This is a genomic window from Pandoraea fibrosis, from assembly GCF_000807775.2.
Lineage (GTDB): Bacteria > Pseudomonadota > Gammaproteobacteria > Burkholderiales > Burkholderiaceae > Pandoraea > Pandoraea fibrosis.
Window position 1 is genome coordinate 3,036,069 of the sequence record NZ_CP047385.1, and the last position, 20,916, is coordinate 3,056,984.

General features: G+C 59.3%; 15 protein-coding genes and 1 tRNA gene. 9 read left to right on the forward strand and 7 right to left on the reverse strand.

Annotation, left to right across the window (positions count from 1 at the left end; all coding sequences use genetic code 11):
- The first annotated feature begins 107 nt into the window (after nt 1-107).
- Both PI93_RS13485 and PI93_RS13490 read left to right on the forward strand, forming a co-directional pair.
- A complete protein-coding gene (locus PI93_RS13485; protein ID WP_039374083.1) occupies nt 108-2,114 on the forward strand; it encodes a DUF2849 domain-containing protein in 2,007 nt (668 codons plus the stop codon).
- Nucleotides 2,104-2,577 (forward strand): DUF934 domain-containing protein, encoded by a 474-nt coding sequence (locus PI93_RS13490; RefSeq protein WP_039374082.1) that lies wholly within the window; start codon nt 2,104-2,106, stop codon nt 2,575-2,577. Before PI93_RS13485 ends, PI93_RS13490 begins: the two co-directional genes overlap by 11 nt.
- Before the next feature lie 240 nt (nt 2,578-2,817).
- Here PI93_RS13490 and PI93_RS13495 read toward each other — a convergent pair whose 3' ends face one another.
- The 5 genes from PI93_RS13495 to PI93_RS13515 form a co-directional block, all read right to left on the reverse strand.
- Nucleotides 2,818-3,366, reverse strand: a complete 549-nt coding sequence (locus PI93_RS13495) for a fimbrial protein (protein WP_039374081.1) — start codon at nt 3,364-3,366, stop codon at nt 2,818-2,820.
- Between the two features lie 9 nt (nt 3,367-3,375).
- On the reverse strand, nt 3,376-3,984 hold the full coding sequence (locus PI93_RS13500; RefSeq protein WP_039374080.1) for a hypothetical protein: 609 nt from the start codon (nt 3,982-3,984) through the stop codon (nt 3,376-3,378).
- 22 nt (nt 3,985-4,006) lie between these two features.
- Nucleotides 4,007-4,588, reverse strand: coding sequence for a fimbrial protein (locus PI93_RS13505; RefSeq protein ID WP_039374079.1), 582 nt, complete (start codon nt 4,586-4,588; stop codon nt 4,007-4,009).
- Nucleotides 4,589-4,620: 32 nt separating this feature from the next.
- Complete coding sequence (locus PI93_RS13510; RefSeq protein ID WP_052240968.1) at nt 4,621-5,196, reverse strand: fimbrial protein; 576 nt, start codon at nt 5,194-5,196, stop codon at nt 4,621-4,623.
- 446 nt (nt 5,197-5,642) lie between these two features.
- Nucleotides 5,643-6,020, reverse strand: coding sequence for a hypothetical protein (locus tag PI93_RS13515; RefSeq protein ID WP_144400275.1), 378 nt, complete (start codon nt 6,018-6,020; stop codon nt 5,643-5,645).
- A gap of 432 nt (nt 6,021-6,452) precedes the next feature.
- Here PI93_RS13515 and PI93_RS13520 point away from each other — a divergent pair, with 432 nt between their 5' ends.
- From PI93_RS13520 to PI93_RS13540, 5 genes are all read left to right on the forward strand, one after another.
- Nucleotides 6,453-6,926 carry a hypothetical protein gene (locus PI93_RS13520; protein WP_144400277.1) on the forward strand — a complete coding sequence of 158 codons (474 nt, stop codon included), beginning with the start codon at nt 6,453-6,455 and terminating at the stop codon, nt 6,924-6,926.
- Nucleotides 6,927-6,946: 20 nt separating this feature from the next.
- On the forward strand, nt 6,947-7,471 hold the full coding sequence (locus PI93_RS13525; RefSeq protein WP_080759392.1) for a type 1 fimbrial protein: 525 nt from the start codon (nt 6,947-6,949) through the stop codon (nt 7,469-7,471).
- Nucleotides 7,472-7,482: 11 nt separating this feature from the next.
- Entirely contained in the window at nt 7,483-8,244 is a 762-nt protein-coding gene (locus PI93_RS13530; RefSeq protein ID WP_052245647.1) for a fimbrial biogenesis chaperone, read from the forward strand.
- Nucleotides 8,245-8,331: 87 nt separating this feature from the next.
- Complete coding sequence (locus PI93_RS13535) at nt 8,332-11,409, forward strand: fimbria/pilus outer membrane usher protein (RefSeq protein WP_080759391.1); 3,078 nt, start codon at nt 8,332-8,334, stop codon at nt 11,407-11,409.
- A gap of 492 nt (nt 11,410-11,901) precedes the next feature.
- On the forward strand, nt 11,902-15,477 hold the full coding sequence (locus tag PI93_RS13540) for an autotransporter outer membrane beta-barrel domain-containing protein (RefSeq protein WP_268893790.1): 3,576 nt from the start codon (nt 11,902-11,904) through the stop codon (nt 15,475-15,477).
- Nucleotides 15,478-15,902: 425 nt separating this feature from the next.
- Here PI93_RS13540 and PI93_RS13545 read toward each other — a convergent pair.
- Nucleotides 15,903-15,979: transfer RNA gene (locus PI93_RS13545), tRNA-Pro, on the reverse strand.
- 235 nt (nt 15,980-16,214) lie between these two features.
- On the opposite strand from PI93_RS13545, the gene PI93_RS13550 reads away from it, so the two are divergent.
- A complete protein-coding gene (locus PI93_RS13550) occupies nt 16,215-17,903 on the forward strand; it encodes an AMP-binding protein (RefSeq protein WP_039374076.1) in 1,689 nt (562 codons plus the stop codon).
- Nucleotides 17,904-17,997: 94 nt separating this feature from the next.
- On the opposite strand, the gene PI93_RS13555 is transcribed toward PI93_RS13550, so the two are convergent.
- Nucleotides 17,998-18,771 carry a sulfite exporter TauE/SafE family protein gene (locus PI93_RS13555; protein ID WP_039374075.1) on the reverse strand — a complete coding sequence of 258 codons (774 nt, stop codon included), beginning with the start codon at nt 18,769-18,771 and terminating at the stop codon, nt 17,998-18,000.
- A 560-nt stretch (nt 18,772-19,331) separates the two neighbouring features.
- Between PI93_RS13555 and gshA the strand changes: the two genes are divergently transcribed.
- Nucleotides 19,332-20,894, forward strand: coding sequence for a glutamate--cysteine ligase (gshA, locus tag PI93_RS13560; protein WP_052240964.1), 1,563 nt, complete (start codon nt 19,332-19,334; stop codon nt 20,892-20,894).
- Nucleotides 20,895-20,916 lie beyond the last annotated feature (22 nt).

Genomic DNA, 20,916 nt, shown 5'->3' on the forward strand with positions numbered 1-20,916 from the left:
CGTAATGAGTAAATAACTACTAAATGGTCGTATATTCCCGCCTCGCTTGATAGCCTGCCGGTCGACTCGCGACTTGCGACCAAAACGAAAAGCACTGAGAGCGTGGAATGACTGCAGGCAACCTGATTTCGGCAAACCGGCTACACGACGGCTTGGTCGTGTGGCTGGACAAGCAACACAACTGGGTGGACGACCTGACGCAGGCGCATGTGTTCGACGCGCAGGATCTCGACCAGGCCCAGGCGGCTGCGCAGGCGGCGCAGACGGCCAATTTGATCGTCGATCCCGTACCGCGTCCTGCGCAAGTGGGCGATGCGGGCCCCATCCCGGTGGATTTTCGCGAGCAATTGCGCTCGCGCGGCCCGTCGGTTCGCGAAGACCTCGGCAAGCAGGCCGCCGAAGACACGTTGCAAGCGGCGCTGGCCCACGCTCCCGCATTGACCGTGGCACCGGAGCACGCCGGCATCTACCGCTATGACCCATCTGAGCGAGAGTTCCTCAAAGACCGTGCGAAGGAGTTCGGCCAGCAGGTCGCCCGTCGTCTGAGCGGCGAACTCAGCGAAGACGCGTTCAAGGTCTATCGCCTGATGAACGGCCTGTACCTGCAACTGCACGGCTACATGCTGCGGGTTGCCATTCCGTATGGCACGTTGAGCGCGGTCCAGTTGCGTCAGCTCGCCTATGTGGCGAATCGGTTCGACAAGGGGTATGGGCACTTCACTACGCGCCAGAACCTTCAGTTCAATTGGCCGACGCTCACGGACTCGCCAGAGATCCTGTCGAAGCTCGCCGATGTCGATCTGCACGCCATTCAGACGAGCGGCAACTGCATTCGGAACGTGACGACCGATCAATTCGCCGGTGCGGCGAAGGACGAAGTGGTCGATCCCCGCGTGTACGCCGAGATTCTGCGTCAATGGTCGACGGACCATCCCGAATTCACCTATCTGCCGCGCAAGTTCAAGATCGCCATCACCGGCGGTCAGACCGACCGTGCTGCCGTGCGTTTTCATGACATCGGCATTCTCGCCCGCACGAACGACCGCGGCGAAGTCGGCTTCCAGATTTACGCGGGCGGTGGCCTGGGTCGCACGCCGATCGTGGGTACGTTGGTGCGCGAGTGGCTGCCCGAGGCGGATTTGCTGCGTTTCGTCGAAGCCATCCTGCGCGTGTACAACGCGCTGGGGCGTCGCGACAATATCTACAAGGCCCGCATCAAGATCCTGATCAAGGAGATGCAGCCTGCGAAGTTCATCGAGATGATCGAGGAAGAGTTTGCGCGCATTGCACTCTCGCATCGCCCGCTTGGCGACGACGTCATTGCCGCGATTCGCGATCGTTTCGTCGTGCCCGAATTCGAAACGTTGCCCGAGGTCTCGAGCGAGTTTGCGCAAGCCTACGAGCGCGACATCGAATTCCGTCGCTGGGTCGACACCTGCACGCACGAGCACAAGGTGCCCGGCTATATCAGTGCGGTGGTCTCGCTCAAGCCGGCGGGCGGCATTCCGGGCGACGCCAGTTCGAAGGAAATGCTGCTGCTGGCCGATCTCGCCGAGCGCTATTCGTTCAATGAGCTACGCGTGACGCATGAACAGAATCTGGTGTTGCCGCACGTCAAGCGCGACGAACTGCACGCGCTGTGGTCGCGCTTGAAGGAGGGCGGTTTGGCTACGCCCAACATTGGCCTGATTTCCGACGCGATTGCTTGCCCGGGGCTGGACTATTGCGCGCTGGCCAACGCGCGCTCTGTGCCGGTGGCGCAACGCATCGCGCTGCGCTTCTCGGAGGAGCAACAACGCGATATCGGGCCGGTGACGCTGAACGTGTCCGGCTGCATCAATGCCTGCGCGCATCACCACGTCGCCCATATCGGCATTCTGGGTGTCGACAAGGCGGGCAAGGAAAACTATCAGATCACGCTGGGCGGATCGGCCGACGAGAACGCTGCCGTCGGCAAGATTCTCGGCCCGGGCGTCACTTACGAGGCTGTGCCGCAGGTGATCGAGAACATTCTCGACCGTTACCGCGCGCTGCGTCACGAGGGCGAGCGCTTCATCGATACGTTGGGACGCGTTGGGGCAGAGGAATTCAAGGGAGCTTTGCATGTTGATTGATCGAAACGGACTGCCTGCCGCGGACGTCTGGACTTATCGCGGCGCGGACGAGCCGGTCGCCACTGTCGCTCGCAGCAAGGACGTGTTGCCGCTCGACGCGTGGCTTGCCGCGAACGAACAGGGCACGGCGCCTGCCGGCATCCGTGTGCAGGGCCATGACGATCCGGAACGCATTGCTGCGCTCTTGCCGCAACTTGAACTGATCGTGATCGAGTTTCCGAAGTCGCGTGATGGGCGGGGTTTCACGCTGGCGAAATTCCTGCGTGAGAAATGGCATTTCGAAGGCTCGATCCGCGCTGCGGGGCCGTTGCTGCCGGATCAACTGGCGATGTTGTGGGCCTGCGGTTTCGACAGCCTGCTCTCACCCTCGGATGTGCCCACGGCGCGCTGGCACGAGGCCGCGCTGGCGGCGCAAGGGCGCGCAGCGCGACCCCGCACGCTGCTGGAACGTCTGAGCGCGTGATGCTCGCGCGTCGGGCTGGTTGTCCTTAGACGCAGGCGTGAACCGAACCACACGATCTACCTGTCGGAATTCGCCAAGCAGTATATGGCGGTGTTGATACGACTAGCCCGCAGCAACGAGTGGGTACACCTCGCAGGCAGACCGATGGTTCGGTACGCGCAAAGTCGGTCACGAAGCAAACAGGCGATGATTGCACGCGACCCCGGACCGCCATGGTGATGGCGCTCCGGGAGGCGGCAATCAATACGTCAACGAAATATTGATAAGGTCATTGAATGCACCCGAGGTCACTGCCGACGAATCATCAGTCGCCAGATTCACGCCAAGCTTCAGTTTGACTGGAGTACTGGCCCCGATCGAGGGGGCGGTCACGCCCGACATAGCGAAAATGTTGTCCCCGGCAGGGAGTTGCTGGCCGTCGGTCAGGCCAAACTGGGCGCCGGAAGAGACGATGTGGTACGAAAGATGCGACTTGCTCGACGTATAGTCGCCGGATGCCGGGTTCGAGTCGCCTTCGGCCGCGGACGGCTGCATGGTTAGCCCGACGGGTGTCGTTAGCGCGTTGCACGAAATGGTCAGGGACTGGACCTTCTTTGTGGCAGCGGCCGTGTTCAGGTCAGTGACGCTGACCTTCCCGAAGTCGATGGCCGGGCCGGCATCGATCGTGCAGCTAGGCTGAAGCACGTGCACGGTGTAGTGCATTTGCGGGCTATTGATCGTGGTGGTGGCGGCTATGGCTGGCATTGAGCAGACAGCGGCGAGCAGGAAAAGGGAGTGTTTCGTCTTCATAGTCTATTCTCAGTACGTGATCGCGTATGTGGCACCCATCACGTAGTCGCCGGGCGGAGCGTTCCTGTGCACGAAAACCAGAACTGGCACGAAGTTCTGATAAGAACCATGGGCAGCGATGGAGATCGTTTCGCCGTTAGCTAGCACGTTTACCTCGCCTGGTACCTGCACCCCGCCGTTTGCTAACGGCGTCTTCCAAATATCGTCCCTCGTTGTATCCCATCCATCTACGGGGATTTGTGCTTGTATCTCGACGCCATGATCTGAATCGGGTGCGTACCAGGAAAAGCCCTGGACCTCGAGATCCGGCGCAGCGACGAGTTTTACGGCGGAGATGGTCGCTGGTGTCTCACAAGAGATTTTTACGTGTGCGGCCGTCGGCACGTCTGGATTCGTTACCAGATCACCCGTCCCTCCCCCTATCGCTTCGGTACCCGTGACAGCGTTCAACTCATAGTCTGAATTGAGCATATTGGCGACACAGCCAGTGGTGACCTGCTCACCATGGATATGAAGAGTGCCTTTTGACGTTTCCTCTGCCCGCGACGGGAGCGCAAGCATCAAGGCGGCGAGCGACAGGGCGGCCCCTGCGATCAGTTCAAGTTTTTGCGATTTCATTTTCTATTCCCATGGAACCCGGTCAGTACGACATCGTCACCTGGATCGGCGTGTTCACTTCGTGGCCCAGCGTTGTCGTGTTACCAGTCTCGGTGGCGCCCGTTAATACCCTGAGTTTCAGCTTCAGGTCTAAGCTGCCGCCGTCGGCGATTGGCGGAATGCCATCGCCGCCTGTGGCGAGTAGGTCCTCGTTAGGGCGGATCACATGGCCATCGGTTGCATTGGTGCCCCAGTCAGGCTGGACGCCATCGACACTCAACTGGAAGGCAGTGTCGGTATCCGGATCCGCAACGCCATCTGTGCCCAAGCCGACCGCAAACCGATCGGGTCTGTTGGTGGTGGCCGTACCGGCGAACTTCAGTGCGCTCGGCGTGGCGCTCAGGCCATCACATGACATATGCAGGGAAAGCGGCTGCGTGAGGCGGCCCGCAGACACTTGGGATTCCGTAATCTGACCAAAGTTGACTTGTGCCTGGTCGACCACGCAGGTGTTGGTCACGATGACACCTTTCAGTTCTAGGTTGTCCGTGGCCGTTTTGGCAGATGCGGTGCTGCTCAGCATTGCCAGTGCGGCCAACGCTGCAAGGGGGGGAAGGAGTTTCATAAAGTATCTGGTTGACTGATGACGCGTGCGGCTCAGTAGGTCAGCGCGACGGTAACGTCCGTCGAGAAATGGTTGGCACCCACCGGCGCGCCGCCCGTTTTACCTTGTACCGGCTGCGCCTGCAGCTTGAGGTGGTAGGTGCCGTGCTTGAAGTCGGTCGCTACGCTATCGAGCAAATCGGTGTTCGGGGTGATCACGGACTTATCCGAGGCCTTGGTGCCAAACGTGTCTGTTTGGTCGCCGTTGACCGTCAGCTTGACGGCGATATCGCTGTCGGCGTTCGGAGCGGTTCCGTTATCGCCAATCGCCACGGCGAAGCTATCCGGGTTGCCGGTGGAGGCAGTGCCATTGAAAGACAGGCTCGATACCTTGACCGTGGTGCCCGTGCACTCGATATCCACCGAGAACGATTTGGGGGTTGCAGTGCCGCCTGTCACTTCGCTCGGGGTGACCTGACCCAGGTCGACGTCCGTCTTGGAAACGGTGGAGCAGGCGGTGGGGACGATATCGGCGCGCACGGTAATTTTGCCGGTCGCGTCGGTGGCGTGTGCCATGCCAATGCTGGCCGCCAGGAGCGACGTCGCCAGCAGCGATTGATGAAATTTCAACGTTCTTTCCTCGAAGGGATGATAAGGACCGGGATGTGCTGCCTGCCGGTTGCCTATTGCCTATTGCCTGTTGCGACGAATGAAATCGATCCCACATGTCTTCACGTGGCGTGCCTGTGAAGGGGGGCTTCTGCCATGTGAGCATTCATCATTCAATTCAAAGCAATGTGAAAAACTGTCGATATATCAGTATTGAGTTTGGTGATTAGGAGTTGATGGGATAATTAAGTTGGTCGGGTGGGGGAATTTAGAAATAAAAATACTGTTAATGATTAATAATGTCTGTCATCGATGATAATTTAATCTTATTAATAAAAATAAAATTATAAATAAGATTTTTAAAGTGGTTCGGTAGGAAAATTTTCCATGGAGAAAATATTTCTCCGGCCAGTCGTCTCCGCGCTTCGATTGGTAGGGAATTTAATCCAATGAGTCGATCTGCTGCATTAACGTAATCTAGTCGCCAAAATTTTATGAGAGAGCCGAAATTCATCCCGGGATTTCGGTGGATTGATTATCAAATAATCAGTCGTGGTGCCGATCTTTGCGCGCACCAGATAACAGCGGCGATACTCTCTTGAGCGAATGGATTTGCGTAATGGATCCAAGGTGTCGTGGATTTTTCTCAGAAAAAATGTCACCTGGAAGCGCAACACATGATCAATCGATGCGAAGTAATCATTGGCGTTCAGATTGTATTGAGCATGAAGCAAAGAGTTCAAATGCAAGTGCGCAAAAATGAGAAAAGTCTCGGCATATTGTGAGATTTCCTTGATGTCGCGCCTTTCCCATGTGTTTGCATGTCGTGGCTTGCGTGGCGTCACGCGGCATGACCCACGCGTTGTCCCATGCTGACTCCGTCGCATGGGGCATTTCGGGGCTGATCGGCGATAGATGTCGCCGTTGCGGGGGGGGCACAGACGAGGCATCCTGAATACCCGCAACCCCATTTGCACAGTGGGGCTTCAATACCTGCGGAGTTTCGGATTGTTTGAATTTAACCAGGGAAAATTGCGAATCGTCTCATTTCCCTGGCGCGCTGCTCAGAATACACTCTCCCCTCTTTCGTTTCGAATGGTTATGTCTGTCTAGTTTTTTTCGGCATACATAGGTGGCAACGATATTCATTGCTCGAAGACGAGGCGGAGATTTAAAAATTGATAGGTGAGGTCATGTGGAATGGGCGGATCGGTACGTGTTGGTTGGTGACTGTCTTGCTGGTTGTGTTCGCTCCGCATTGTGTTGCGGTAATGCCCATGTCCCCGACCGTTTCGCGTCTCTCACCGGTGAGAAATGCAAATGTTGGTGAGTGCACGTTTTCGGCACCTCCTTTGGAATTCGGGAGCGTCAGGCTCACCGATATTCGTTCATCCGTCGTTCAAAAGAATTGGGATGTAACGCTGACCTGCCCAGGCGTGGTAACCCTGACCAAACTTATGCTTACAAGCCCGGCCGTAGGGGGAGGCGCAAGGAGTGGATACGCGTCTTCGAACCAGAACCTCAGGGTGCAGGTGCGGTTGCGCGAGAGTTGGCATGGTTTGCCTGCGCATACGGTGATCGAAGGTGGCAAGAATTTGCTGCTGGGCCATCCAATAACGGGCGTTTCATTTTCGCTGCCGCTTGAACTGACGTTACTTCCTGCGGACGGTATCGACTGGTCGAAGCGAGATCAACTGGCGCTCATCGTCGGAGCACTTGCGGGTAAGTTGCGGTTTTCCGCGAGGTATTGAGCACGCTAACGGGGTATTTAATGAAAACAAAAACCGTTGCTCAGATTTTTATTGCTGTTTTTTTGTTTTCGGTGCTGCTGAATCCGAATGTTGGTTTGGCTGCGACCGTAGATGCAAGTTTTGGCTTCTCCGCGTTGGTTAGCAATGGTGTCTGTGAAGTTCCAAACGTGACATTCGATTTCGGGGAGGTTTCGCAAAGCGCGTTTAATGCAGGAAATGTGAAAAAACAGTTTGGCATAAACGTGCAGTGCGATGGTGCAACGTTGCCCGTTAGCATCGCGTTTTCCGCGGAAAATGGAGACGAGGTATTTCGGTATTCGGCAAGTCCTGGTGTTGGGTTGGCTCTGACAATCAAGTCACCTAACTACCCATTGATAAATAATATTCGCGTAAAAAACGATATGCCTATCGATCTGAGTGGGTTAGACGCCAATTCGAAATTTGATATCTTGATGGATGCAAGAATTTTTCCGATGGCGGATTCGGGAGAAAAGCCTTTTGTCGGTCAATTCAATGGGATTGTCACTGTGAAATTTACGTATTAATCGAGGGGAAAATGTTTTCAAGACTGCTGAGATATTTTTCGATCTCAATGATGTTGATGCCCATGCTTGTACATGCTGGCGTGGAAATCGTACCGCTACAGACGAATGTGGTTGACTCGGAAAAAGAGGCGACCCTCACTGTTGAAAATAAGGATGTCAAAGCTATTCTTGTTCAGGTTTGGGCAACTCCGCATGAGATCGTTGGGGATCATGGCGAGAAGGTGCCCCTTGTTTTTTCGCCACCACTTTTCAAGCTCGAGCCCGGGGCGACTCAAAAAGTTCGAGTCATTTACCTAGGTGGTCCGGTTGTTGATCAAAAATTGTATCGACTCGATGTCCAGGAGGTACCGCCGGCGCCGGAAAAAGGTGGGGCGGTTGTGCAATTTGCATTTCGTCACATTCTTCCCTTGACGATAAGCAACGAACACATGACACGAGAGGCGATGGAGGACGCCGAAAAATCTCTCAAATGGAGTATGGAGGGAGAGAATCTGAAGTTGGAAAATCCCACGCCGTTTGTATTTATTATTGATCAAGTAATTATCGGGGAATCGAAAATAAAACTGGATGAAAATAATCAGCTCACTGTTTCCGCGCATTCCAGCCGGGTTATTAAGGCTGCTGATGTGCAAGGAAAGATCCCCCGGGCGAGCGGGAATGAGGTGAAGTTCCGGTGGTTTAATGATATGCATGTTCCCGTGGATGCAGTATCAAAGTATTCCGCATTAAATGATGTTGGGGCAGTCGCTGCGGAGGACGCGCCTGCCAAGTGAGTCAATGTTGTTCATGAAATATCGATCTATATGTTGGTGTAATGGAACGTAAATTTAATTGTTGAAATCATAAAAAATACTAAGAAAATGTCCTCGCTTTTGGCTCGGCTTCTGGTTATGTCTGGCGTAGGGTTGTGTGTGGTAACGCCGCCGGCTCGCGCCCAAAAGTTCAATGCCGAATTTCTAAAAGGCTTGCCGGGAGGTCCCTCGGTAGATCTGAGTTATTTTGATAAATCTTCAGGGCCGCCGCCTGGAGATTACAAATATGATCTTCGTCTGATGGGGCGGCTGATGGCGTCTCGCAGTGTTCGATTTGGTAAGGACGGCGAGCCGCAAATCACGCTGGCGATACTTGATGCTGTTGGCGTTGATGTGAGCAAGCTCGAAGGTGCTGCAGTTGCCAAAGCGCCTGCAGCTTCGGCCGCCGATGAAGCGACCAATCATGCTGATTCTCTTCAGGCAGACGCCGGAAAATCCGTTGCCGATCCGGCGTCGGAAGTCATTAATCTGCCAGAGTTATTGCCCGGTGCACGCGTAGCTGTTAAGGCGAACGAGAATGTCCTGGATTTCGAGATCCCGGGGAAGTGGCTCAAGGAGAATGTGTCGAATTCAGAATCGAAATTCGATGCATTAAGCTATAAGAATGGGGTTCCCGCAGGGTTTCTCAGCTACAACGTGGTAGCAAATCGCCAGTGGAATCACACTAATCGAAGTACATACTCGGGAATTTTTAATTACGGTGCCAGCGGCGGCGAAGACCTGGACGGCTGGGGGTTTGTGGGTAGCGGCTCGTATTCGCAGGGGGACGGCAACGGATCGAAGTTTCAAACAGGCGATAATTACCTGGCCAAAGATTTTCCCCAGATACATGGCCGTCTTGCCGCTGGCGCTGCCAGTGCCGGCAGTAGTCTATTTGGTGGGTATTCCCTGAAGGGGGTGAACCTGTCTAGCGACATGCTCATGTACCCCCCTGGGTATGATCAGTCCACCCCAACCATACGCGGAATTGCCAATTCGAATGCCACTGTGACGATCTATCGTGCCGGTCGCCCGATTGCAACGAAAGTGGTCCCTCCCGGTCCGTTCGCGATCGACGATCTCGTGAGCGGCTTTGCCTCCGGAACGTATGACGTGGTCGTCCGGGAGGCGGATGGTCGTGAAACGCATTCGCCGGTGACGTTTAACAGTGTGGCTCAGCAGCTCCATCAAGGTGTTTGGACCTACAATTTTTCCGCCGGTTTGCCGAACCACGCCACAGTCGGGGGCAGTTCCCCGCTATTTGAGGCCGAAGCTTCGTATGGTTTTACCGACAGTTTGACGTTCCTCGCGGGGGCGGCTTATCACAGCAGATACCAAGGAGTGGGCGTTGGCATCGCCTCCAGTTTAGGTGTGCTCGGAGGCGTAAGCGGGATATTGAGTTTTGCTCGTAGCCGGGTATTTGGGCCCAGCGCTTCCGGAGCAAGCCTCAACGCCAGCTATGTAAAATCCTTCGGCCTTTTTACGGTGAACCTCAACGAAGTTCATAACTTCGGTAATTATCGTTCGCTTCAGGACACCTTCGAAGGCGTGGGTGGGGGCGTTGAATATGATCAATTTGGTAATGTGCTCAGCAGCTCCGCACCGAAGTTTCTTATTACACGAGATAACTGGAATGCTGGTGTATCTGCGGCACTTGCCGGTGGTTCGCTATCGGCTTCGTTGAACGAAACGAAATATACGAGCGGAGATGTCAGTAGGAATATTTCCTTGTCCTACTCGCATTCATTGGGGCGTGTCGGGAGCGTTGCGCTCACATACAGTGACATGCACAACATCAACCAACGTGCCGAGCAGCAAATCATGGCGACCTGGACCTTGCCGCTCGGGAAGAGTATTGACGTTTCATATAGTTATGCAAATTCATTTGGCGATGGCGCCCAGAACCAGGTCACTGTTTCGCAATCGCAACTCGGCGACCGGCACCAGTTCGACTATTCGGTCGTAGGGCAGCTCGGCGCCGGGGCAAACGGTGTCCAGGCTAGCGCGACTTATCGATCGCCATTTGTAAAGCTTCAGGCGTTTGATTATCAGGCGGGCGCGACTAACAGTTCGCAACTGTCGATGTCGGGGAGTGTGGTGGCGCACGGCCATGGCCTGACGGCATCGAGTCAGCAGATCAACGACTCGTATGTGATTGTTGATGCGGGATTGCCGCACATCGCCTTGGAGAATTATCTGGAACTGGAAACGGACCCTTGGGGGTTCGCAATTCTCGGAAATGGCGAACCGTATCGGCGGGAGAATTTGTCTCTGGTCACAAGAGATATTCCTCAAGGATACGACGTTAAAAATGGCACCGTAACCATAAGGGCACGACACCACGCTGCATCGATCGCCAAATTCGATACGTTTGAAAACAGGCGGGCGTTGGTTACCGTCACACTACCCGATGGCAAGGCGGTGCCGTTCGGCGCCTATGCGGAGGACAGCGCTGGACGGGAGGCTGGGTGGGTGGGGCAAGATGGTCAGTTGTTTGTCGAGAATCTTGTGGCTCATGGAAATGTTTTCCATATCAAGCACTCGAATCAGCATTGCGACATTCGTTTCGATTTACCTGAACATCCTGTGGGAATATATGATACCGCCGCTGTTACATGTGAGATGAAAGAGTCCTCCCCATCACCGGCTCAGGAAAATGCAAAGCATCCGCTTGGGACGCGCGTGGATCGTCCTGATCGCAATGTGACCGCTTCGGGGGCGGCGGCAAAGGATGCAATTCACCCGAAAGCAGCTCACGTTGCGAGTCTTGATCAAGAGATCGGTGATCGTAAAAATAACGCGGCCGAAAGTCAGCCGTTGCGCAACAGGCAATCCGCTTCCGCACTAGATATGGTGATGGATGTGGTGGCTACCCCGATTATTCCGGATCGGCCTGGTTCCGTTCCCATTGGGCCGTCCAAAATGTCGGCAGAGATTCATTCGGAGTTGACTGGGCGTCCGACGGATCAAATGCTATTGCCTTCGGTTGCGCCGAAGGAGCGAACGGATTGTCGCGTTGCCGCTGCCCTACCGGGACAAGCGTTCATAGGAAAAATGGGGGCCGCTCCTCTCGGCGAGAATAGTCCGTCTAACTGCTTCGCTTCCACGTTGTCGAAAGATTTCGCGCAGCTTTATGCTCGTCCTTAGGTGCTGGGGATTCTGCCTTGATCAGCTTTGTGCGGCGTCATGAATTTGTGCCAATCCCATCGCCTTCGGCATAAAAGCGAATCCACCGTTGCACCATCCCGGTTCACGGATTGTCCATGGGCCCCGGCATGATCCTGTGGGCATGACCTTGCCACCGGGCGATTCCGGGTGGCGAATTGCCTTTCTTTGTATTACATTCGGTCTCCGATGCGCTAGGGGAATAGGTCGCATCGTCCCAGCGCTCAATATATTCAAATCGAACGGCATCTCAGAGCACTGGTGTTCGAGAACTGCCGTACTGCGGGGGAAAGGCCGAATCTTCTCGGTCGCCGGTCGCCATGCACGGCCCAATACGAGAGGATATCCGTGGTCTCACGCAAACTCAGGCGTGCTTCGCGCCGTACTCAAAAAGCTCAATTCCCATCGACCACAGCGCTGGCGAATCCCGGCGTGCGCGACGCGCTTCCGTCGTTGGCCAGACGTCCGTTTGGTATGCGAATCGTTCGAACTGCTGGCAGTACAGCGGTCGCACTGGCGCTCGCCGGGACCGCGCCCGCGCTATGGGCCGCCGGGACATGCAGCACGGGTGACATAAGCGGCTGCGGTGCATCGGGAGGCGATGGTGCCTCGGAGCGAGGTGGCGCAGGCGGGGTCGGCAACGGGCAGGGCGGCGGTTCGAGCACGATGGATACCAACGGCGTGACGGTGCCGGTTCCCGGCGCTTGGGGACTACAGGGGACAGGCGGCACCGGCGCGTCCGGCGACGGCATCCCGGCGTCGGACGGGTCGCCGGCAGTTGTCATCGCCTCCGGTAACTTAACGATCAACACGTCGATGAGCGGCCTCGACGGCAGCGCCGGCACCAGCGGCACTAACTTTGCCACAGGTGGCAATGGCGGCAACGCCGGACTTTTTTATTCCGGCAGAGAGATCTTCGTTGCGGCCGCGCTTACCGGCGGTGCCGGGGGCAAGGGCGGCGCCGCCGTCGGTGGCGTAGGCAACGGTGGCGGCGGCGGCGGTGGCGGGGCCGGCATGATGTCTGCCGCGGGATCGGCGCCGATCAACAATTCGGGGACGATTACCGGAGGGGCTGGCGGTGTCGGCGGTTCCGGGGCCTTTGGCGGTGGCGGTGGCGGGGGCGGCGACGGGTTGCTCGCGCTCGGCGGGCGCGCCGACATCGTTAACACGGGCACGATCACGGGCGGTGCCGGAGGGGCCGCCGGTACCGCTACCGTCGCCGGCGGCACAGGGGGCAGTGGCGGCATCGGCGTCAATCTCGCGGGCACAACCAACGCGCTTGCCAACGCGGGAACCATCTCGGGCGGCGCCGGTTTGATCGGCGGTGTCGGCGTACGTACGCGCGGTAACGACTCGATCGTCAATGCGGGCCTCATCATGGGCGGGATGGGTAACGGTGGCACGACGCGCGCCGCGGCCATCGAGTTCGGTGGCCTGAACAACGCGCTGAAGCTGCTGTCCGGCTCGGTGATTCTCGGCGATCTGTTATTCGACGCAGGCGCAAGTGCGACTATCGCCGCCCGCGAACCCGGGCTGACGCTGAACAATGCTGTAGTTCTGAGCGACGCCGCCTCGAACGTGATTGTCTCTACCGCGGAATCCAGTTTGACGATGTCGGGCGCGGTATCGGGCGCTGGCACACTGACGCTCGGCGGCATCGATTCGAATGTTCTGACGATGACGTCGGTCAATACATACACCGGAGCTACAACGATCGGCAGCGGCACGCTGGCGCTAACAGGCAACGCAAGCATAGCGGCATCGTCGGGGGTGACGGTGGCCGGTGTGGGCGGTGTAGGCGGCGTGTTCGATATTTCGGGCGTGACGGCCGGCACATCGATCAAATCGCTTTCCGGAGGCGGCGCCGTGCGGCTCGGCGGCCAGACGCTGTCGCTCACCAACGCGGCCGGGACATTCGATGGCGTCATCGACGGCGCCGGCGGAGTACATCTGGTCGGCGGCACGCAGACGCTGACCGGCGTGAATACCTATTCCGGTGCGACGACCGTCGATAACGGCGCGGTGCTGGCCCTGACCGGCAGCGGAAGTGTTGCGTTGTCGAGCGGTGTGACGAATAACGGCACGCTCGATATTTCTGCGACGACGAATGGCGCCTCGCTGACGGGCCTGACAGGGCTGGGGACGGTCTCGCTCGGGGCGCGCACGCTAACGTTGACGCAAGCAGCAGGCGTCTTCTCAGGCACGATCGCCGGCACAGGTGGCCTGACGCTGAACGGCGGCACGCAGACGCTCGCGGGCGCGAACACCTATACCGGGGCAACGACAATCAATGCGGGCACGCTCGCGCTTGGCGCCGGCGGACAGTTGTCGTCGGCGACGACAGTGACGCTGGCCGGCAGCGGCGCTACGTTCGATGCCTCCGCTGCGGGCGCGCTAACCCTGTCCGGTCTTTCGGGTGCGGCGGGTACGCGCTTCGCCCTTGGCGCGAGCACGCTGACGGTCGATGCTGCGACCAACGCCACCTATGCCGGCGATCTCACCGGCAGCGGGGTTTTCGTCAAACAGGGCGCGGGCATGCTGGTGCTCAATGGGGCAAGCTCCGCTTTCACCGGTACGACCACTGTCGGGGCAGGCGCGCTGGAGATCGGCGACGCCGCGCATGAGAGCGCAGTGCAGGGCGGCAACGTCGCGGTCGGTTCGCAGGGCACATTGCGCGGGCACGGCACGATTCTCGGCAACGTGACCAACGGCGGCATCGTGGCGCCGGGCGGGTCTATCGGTACGTTGAGCGTCGCCGGAAATTACACGCAAGCGTCGAATGCAACGCTGGCGATCGAGGTCAGTCCGACGACGGCATCGCTGCTCAAGGTGTCGGGCAGCGCGACATTGAACGGCGTGCTCGCGATTACCTACGACCCTGGCACCTATCGGTCGACGCGATACACCCTGTTGAGCGCGGTGAACGGTGTGAGCGGCAGATTTTCCTCAGTGACCGAGGCGGTCTCGGCCGGTACCGAACTTGGCAATCTTCGCTCCGCCCTGAGCTATGGAGCGAACGACGTGACACTCGCGCTCAACGAGTCGGCATCCGGCGGCCTGGGGGCTTCCGATCCGTCGGGGGGCGTGGTCATTGCGCCTAAGAACACGAGCGTTTTCACCGCCCTGGGGACGGCGGCGCTGATGAACGCCCAGTCGGCGACGGCAGCGGTGCTCGACCAGGCCACGAGGCGGTCCGTCGGGACGGGGCTGGCGACCGGCGATGCCACCTCTGACGGCCCCACGGTCTGGGCGAACGCGACGGGACTTCACGGGCGTTTGTCCGGCGCCGACGGCCAGCCAGGGTTTCAGGAAAACCGCTACGGCTTCCTCGCGGGCGCGCACAAGCGCGTGGCGGGCGATACCTTCGGGTTGGCAGGCGGCTATTCCCATGCCGATCTCTCGGAGGCGGGCACGGCGAACTCGGGCATGATCGATACCCTGCGGCTGGCCGCCTACGCGAGTCGCGAGATCGGCCCGGTCGACGTTGCGGCATCAGTCGGTTACGGCCTAGATTTCATATCGCAGAAGCGCCCGTTCGCTGGCATCGGCACGGCGCAAGGTGATCATATCGGGCAGGAGTTCACGGCAGCGGCACAGGCGAGCGCGCCGTTGTCGATCGCCGGAGTGGTGGTCACGCCGCGTGTCGGTTTGCGTTATGCCTATTTCCACGCCAACGGCTTCGACGAAAGCGGGGCGGGTGGACAGGATCTGCGTGTTGGGACGGACAATACACGCAGCCTTCAGCCGTTCGTGGGCGTAACGTTCGATAAGGCATTCGGAGATGCGGTGCGTCCGATGCATGCGCAATTTCGCGCTGCCTATGCCCACGAATTGCTCGATGCCGGACGGGCAATCACCGTGGCCTCACAGGACGGCACGATTTTCGTGGCGCCGGGCACGCGCCTGGCGCGCGGCTATCTGACGCTTGGCGCGAGCTTCGGCGTCACGCTCGCTAAGCATCTGGACGTCTCCCTCGCCTACGATGCGCTCATCAACACCGCTCGCGCATCTGCGCAGGCGGGCAGCCTGAAGGTGACCTACCGGTTCTGATCGAGATCGGCGTGGTCGACGTGCTGAGGACCCGGTCTCGCCAGCACCGAACGCAGGAACCGGTGTTAAGCCCTGGCAGGATGGCGTTTGCGCTACCGTACTCACAACACGGGGCGCGGGACATTTCGGTCAATGCCGCAAATGATCCCGTCGACCCCGGACACATGTTTGCTCGAATAGACGTGTCCCACGCTGCTATCGAAGTAAAGACTGTCCCCGGCACCAGCCGAAACTCGGCATCGTTCTCGAACTGCAAGCGCAAACTGCCCGACAGGGCGAGAACAAATAGCTGGATTGCGAGGAGGCTGGGGATGAGGTGTGGGGCTGGACTGGCCAGCCTTTTATAGACAATTAAGCTGTACGAACCAACGGATTGACTCAAACGAAAAAACCCGCACAGTCAAAGACTGTGCGGGTTCAATTCTTGGTCGGGGCGAGAGGATTTGAACCTCCGACCACCTGCACCCCATGCAGGTACGCTACCAGGCTGCGCTACGCCCCGTGAGAAATGCGTCGTTTAGATGCATTGCTCGAAAGCAGGCGATTATAGCAGAGCTTTTCGCGGGAAAGGAAGAGGCGATGCGCATCGCCCGCATATTTTTTTACATCATGCGCGAACGGTACAGCGTATGCGGCGCGCGAAACCCCATGATGGTTATCCCGGATGTGGAATTCGAGGGGCCTCACGATAATGGAATTCCGCCTAAATCCTGCCCGTCGGGGCCCGGAGACAAGCAATGCCGCAAATCCTGGGGTTTGAGGCCGCACGCGATCTTCTTCTCGCGCAGCGCGCGCACTACGATGTGGCGTATCGTGATTTTCGCTGGCCGGTTCTCTCTCACTTCAACTGGGCGCTGGACTTCTTCGACCCCCAGGCGCAAGGCAATCATCATCCCGCCCTCTGGGTGGTAGAAGAGGACGGTCGCGAGGTGCGCCTGTCCTTTTCCGAGATGTCCGCGCGCTCCAATCGTGTCGCCAATTTCCTGCGCGCCCAAGGGGTATCACGCGGCGAGCGCGTGTTGCTCATGCTGCCTAATCAGGTCGAACTCTGGGATCTCATGCTCGCCTGCATGAAGCTCGGCGCCGTCATGATTCCGGCAACGACCTTGCTCGCTGCCGCAGACCTCGTCGACCGGCTCGAACGCGGCCGTGTACGCCACGTCATTACTACCGCACGCGACGCGCTCAAGTTCGCCAACCTGGCCGGCGACTACGGGCGCATTGCCGTCGGCGATAACCCGCCCGGCGGATGGACGTCGCTTGCCCCGGCCTACGATGCCTCGGACGTATTCACGCCCGACGGCGCCACGCTCGCCACCGATCCGCTCCTGCTGTACTTCACCTCCGGCACTACGTCGCGCCCGAAGCTCGTGCTGCACACGCATCAGAGTTACCCCGTCGGCCATCTCGCCACCATGTACTGGCTCGGCCTGCAACCGGGCGACGTTCACTGGAACATCAGTTCGCCAGGCTGGGCGAAACACGCATGGAGCTGCTTCTTCGCGCCGTGGAATGCGGGCGCCACCATCTTCATCTACAACTTCGCCCGCTTCGACGCGCGTGCCGCGCTGGAGACGGCGGCCCGCTGCGCTGTCACCACGCTGTGCGCACCGCCCACTGTCTGGCGGATGATGATCCAGGAAGATCTGGCAAGCTACGCCGTGAAGTTCCGTGAACTGATCGGCGCCGGCGAGCCGCTCAATCCCGAGGTGATCGATCAGGTCAAACGCGCCTGGAACATCACGATTCGCGACGGCTATGGTCAGACCGAAACGTGTTGTCAGATCGGCAATTCGCCGGGACAGCCGGTGAAGCCGGGGGCGATGGGGCGGCCAATGCCGGGATATCGCGTCGTATTGCTCGATCACGACGGCAATGAGGCCGACGAAGGTGAGATCGCACTCGTCCTTTCGTCACGGCCGACCGGTTTGATGCAGGGCTATGAAGACGACGGCGAGAAGACCGCCGAGGCCATGCGCGATGGCTATTACCACACGGGGGACGTCGCCATGCGCGACGAGCGGGGCTACTTCACCTATGTCGGCCGTGCGGACGATGTCTTCAAGGCATCGGACTATCGCATCAGCCCGTTCGAGCTGGAAAGCGAACTGATCAAGCATCCGGCCGTGGCCGAGGCCGGTGTGGTGCCAAGTCCCGATCCGGTGCGGCTCGCCGTGCCGAAGGCATTCATCACCCTGCGGGCAGGCTTTCACGCAGACGACGCCCTCGCACTCGATATCCTGCGCTTCTGCCGCGATCACCTCGCACCGTACAAACGTATCCGACGCATCGAATTCTGCGATCTGCCGAAGACGATTTCCGGCAAGATTCGTCGCGTCGAGCTTCGTCGCACGGAAGAGGGGCGCGATCTGCAAGGCCGTCGCGAGATGGAGTTCTGGGACGTTGATTTCGCCGATCTCAAGTGACGACAAGGACGCGGCGAGCGGCGAGTGCCGGTAGCCAACCGTCGCTTCGCCACTCGTCGCGTCGCCCGTCCCGCCGTCGTCGTGCGGGCATGCTTCACCGCATGTGTTGAATCACCAGCTCCGCACCCAGCATCGCCAACCCCACGAAGAAGCAGCGACGGAATACCACGGCGCTGACGCGCCCTCGCACCCACTGGCCGAAGAACATCCCGCCAAGCGCCGGTGCCAGCGCCAGCAGTGACACACCGATCGCATGGCCGTGGAAGATGCCGTCACGCGCCAAACCGGCGGCAAGTGCAATCGTGGAAACGGTGAACGACAGACCGAGTGCCTGTACCAGATCGTCCTTCTCGAGATCGAGCGCCTGCAGGAACGGCACGGCGGGAATGACGAATACGCCGGTTGCCGCCGTCACCAGTCCCGTGACGACGCCGATGACGCCGCCAAGCGCACTGACCCGCGCACCGGGCCAGCTTTTCGGCACATGCAGCCGCACCGCCGCGAGCCCTAGTGCGGCGTAGGCGAGCAGCGCCACACCAAGCGCCATGCCGGCGAAGTCACCGCCATTGGCCAGCCAGCCACCCCCCGCCCATGTACCAATGCAAATGCCGATCAGCATCGGCCACAACCGCCTCGCGAGCGCGACAAAGCGCGGTCCCGCCAGAAGTTGCCAGATATTGGTCACGAGCGACGGCACGATGAGCAGCGCCGCAGCTTCGGCGGTGGGCATGGCCAGGCCGAGCAGTCCTACCGCCACTGTCGGCAGGCCCAGCCCGATCACGCCCTTGACGAAGCCGGCGAGCAGGAAGGTCACGAGCCCCAGCGATAGCAGGGGGAGGAGAGCGTTCAGGTGTTGTGTATTCATCATGACGCCAGTATCGGCGTGCGATGCCGGGTCGCCAATGCGGCTTTCGCGCAGGTGGGCTCAGGCAGACGCTGAGGCTGTGCCGGTCGCCGGCAGCGCCGTGTCCGGCGCCGCCCGATGGTGGCCCTTCGGCGGATAAGGTCAATGGGTTGGATGATCGCGATTCATCGGGCATTCATGCGCGTTCATCGCTTAACTGGCGTCAGTCGTCCGGCATGTCGGAGGCGGCGCGCCGGATTGACGTGGCGTCCGACGCGCTTTGGCATTTTCAGTTATGCTCAGGCCAAATTCGCGCCGTGCCGCGCATCGAGCGTGTCCCCCGGAGTTCCGGCTCCGGCGGTCGTTCCGGTGCCGTCGGCACCCCGTAGACCCCCGTACGCCGCCGAACTCGCACCGCTCACGGCCTTGCGCCGTGAATAGTCTCGGCGACGAAAGCCATGCCAAAGCATTGCGCCAGTCCAGAGGGATGGAAGTTGGAAAAACAGAATCGTCAACACGAACACACCGCTCACACCGGGCAGCACGACGCTCATGCGCTGCTTGACCGGCGTCTGGCACTCATCATGCAGCCCGCTCATCGCGCCCTGCTCGGCGAGGGGCTGTCCGGCATCGAACGTGAAACCCTGCGCGTCGAAGACGACGGGGCGCTCGCCCTGACGCCGCATCCGCGTGCGCTCGGCTCGGCCCTGACGAACGAAGAGATCACGACCGATTACTCCGAAGCGTTGCTCGAGTTCATCACGCCGCCGCAGCGCGACGCCGCCGACGTCATCGCACGTCTGCAAGAGATCCATCAGTTCGCCTATCGCAAGCTCGGCACGGAGTTGCTCTGGAGCGATTCGATGCCGCCCGCACTGCCGCCGGAAGCGGTGATTCCCATTGCCGACTACGGCACGTCGCACATCGGCATGCTCAAGCATGTCTATCGCCGCGGCCTTGCGCTGCGCTATGGCAAGCCGATGCAGTGCATCGCCGGCATTCACTACAACTTCTCGCTGGCCGAACCGGTGTGGGAGTTGCTGCGTGAAAGCGAAGGCGCGAAGGATTCCGCCCGCGACTATCAATCGGCTCGCTACGTCGCGCTTATTCGCAACTTCCGCCGCTATAGCTGGCTGCTAATGTATCTGTTCGGCGCCTCGCCGGTGCTGCACGCGGAATTCCTGCGTGGCCGCCAGCATGGCCTGGAGTCGTTCGACGAAGGCACGCTCGGTCTGCCGTATGCGACTAGTCTGCGCATGAGCGATCTGGGCTATCAGAACAGCGCGCAGTCCGAAGTTTCGCCGTGTTACGACTGCCTGCCCAGCTATATCGATGCACTCACGCAAGCCGTGAGCCAGCCGCATCCGGCTTACGAGGCGCTGGGTACCAAGCGTGACGGCGAGTGGATTCAACTCTCGACCAACTTGCTGCAAATCGAGAACGAGTTCTACGCCACCATTCGCCCGAAGCGCGTCACGTACAGTGGCGAACGCCCGGTGCAGGCGCTGGCGCGCCGTGGGGTGCAATACGTGGAAGTCCGCTGCATCGATATCGATCCGTTCCAGCCGACTGGCATCGACGTCGATACGGCTCGCTTCATCGACGCCTTCCTGCTGTTCTGCGCGTTCGAAGACAGCCCGTCGTGCTCGAACGCCGAGAACCTCGAGAATCGCGACAACTTCGCTCACGTCGTCAAGGAAGGTCGCAAGCCGGGCCTCGTGTTGCATCGTGGTGGCGAAGCGATCACGCTGTTCGACTGGGCTGAGGAACTCCTCGATCGCATCGACCGCACGGCCGCCGCCTTCGACGCACAGCGCGGCGCAGCGCACTACGCACATACGATGTCCCTGCAACGCGCCAAGGTGCAAGACGTGTCGCTCACGCCGTCGGCGCGCGTCATGGCGGCGCTCGAGCCGCTGCGCGGTACGAAGGGCGGCGCGTTCCAGGCGTTTTCGCTCGAGCAGAGCAAGCGCCACGCGCAAACGCTGCGCGACATGCCGCTCGACGCAAGCGTTATCGAGCACTTCGAGACGCTGGCCCGCAAATCGCTCGACACGCAGGCCGAACTCGAACGCACGCAGGTCGGAGACTTCGATGCCTTCGTTGCCGCCTACCGTGCAGGCACGCTTGGTACCGTTTCCGTCTGACGCACGGACCACCACGCCACGA

Coding starts and splice junctions, on each gene's coding strand:
- PI93_RS13485 (WP_039374083.1), top strand. CDS start 108: ATGACTGCAGGCAACCTGATTTCGGCAAACCGGCTACACGACGGCTTG.
- PI93_RS13490 (WP_039374082.1), top strand. CDS start 2,104: ATGTTGATTGATCGAAACGGACTGCCTGCCGCGGACGTCTGGACTTAT.
- PI93_RS13495 (WP_039374081.1), bottom strand. CDS start 3,366: ATGAAGACGAAACACTCCCTTTTCCTGCTCGCCGCTGTCTGCTCAATG.
- PI93_RS13500 (WP_039374080.1), bottom strand. CDS start 3,984: ATGAAATCGCAAAAACTTGAACTGATCGCAGGGGCCGCCCTGTCGCTC.
- PI93_RS13505 (WP_039374079.1), bottom strand. CDS start 4,588: ATGAAACTCCTTCCCCCCCTTGCAGCGTTGGCCGCACTGGCAATGCTG.
- PI93_RS13520 (WP_144400277.1), top strand. CDS start 6,453: ATGTCCCCGACCGTTTCGCGTCTCTCACCGGTGAGAAATGCAAATGTT.
- PI93_RS13525 (WP_080759392.1), top strand. CDS start 6,947: ATGAAAACAAAAACCGTTGCTCAGATTTTTATTGCTGTTTTTTTGTTT.
- PI93_RS13530 (WP_052245647.1), top strand. CDS start 7,483: ATGTTTTCAAGACTGCTGAGATATTTTTCGATCTCAATGATGTTGATG.
- PI93_RS13535 (WP_080759391.1), top strand. CDS start 8,332: ATGTCCTCGCTTTTGGCTCGGCTTCTGGTTATGTCTGGCGTAGGGTTG.
- PI93_RS13540 (WP_268893790.1), top strand. CDS start 11,902: ATGCGAATCGTTCGAACTGCTGGCAGTACAGCGGTCGCACTGGCGCTC.
- PI93_RS13550 (WP_039374076.1), top strand. CDS start 16,215: ATGCCGCAAATCCTGGGGTTTGAGGCCGCACGCGATCTTCTTCTCGCG.
- PI93_RS13555 (WP_039374075.1), bottom strand. CDS start 18,771: ATGATGAATACACAACACCTGAACGCTCTCCTCCCCCTGCTATCGCTG.
- gshA (WP_052240964.1), top strand. CDS start 19,332: ATGCAGCCCGCTCATCGCGCCCTGCTCGGCGAGGGGCTGTCCGGCATC.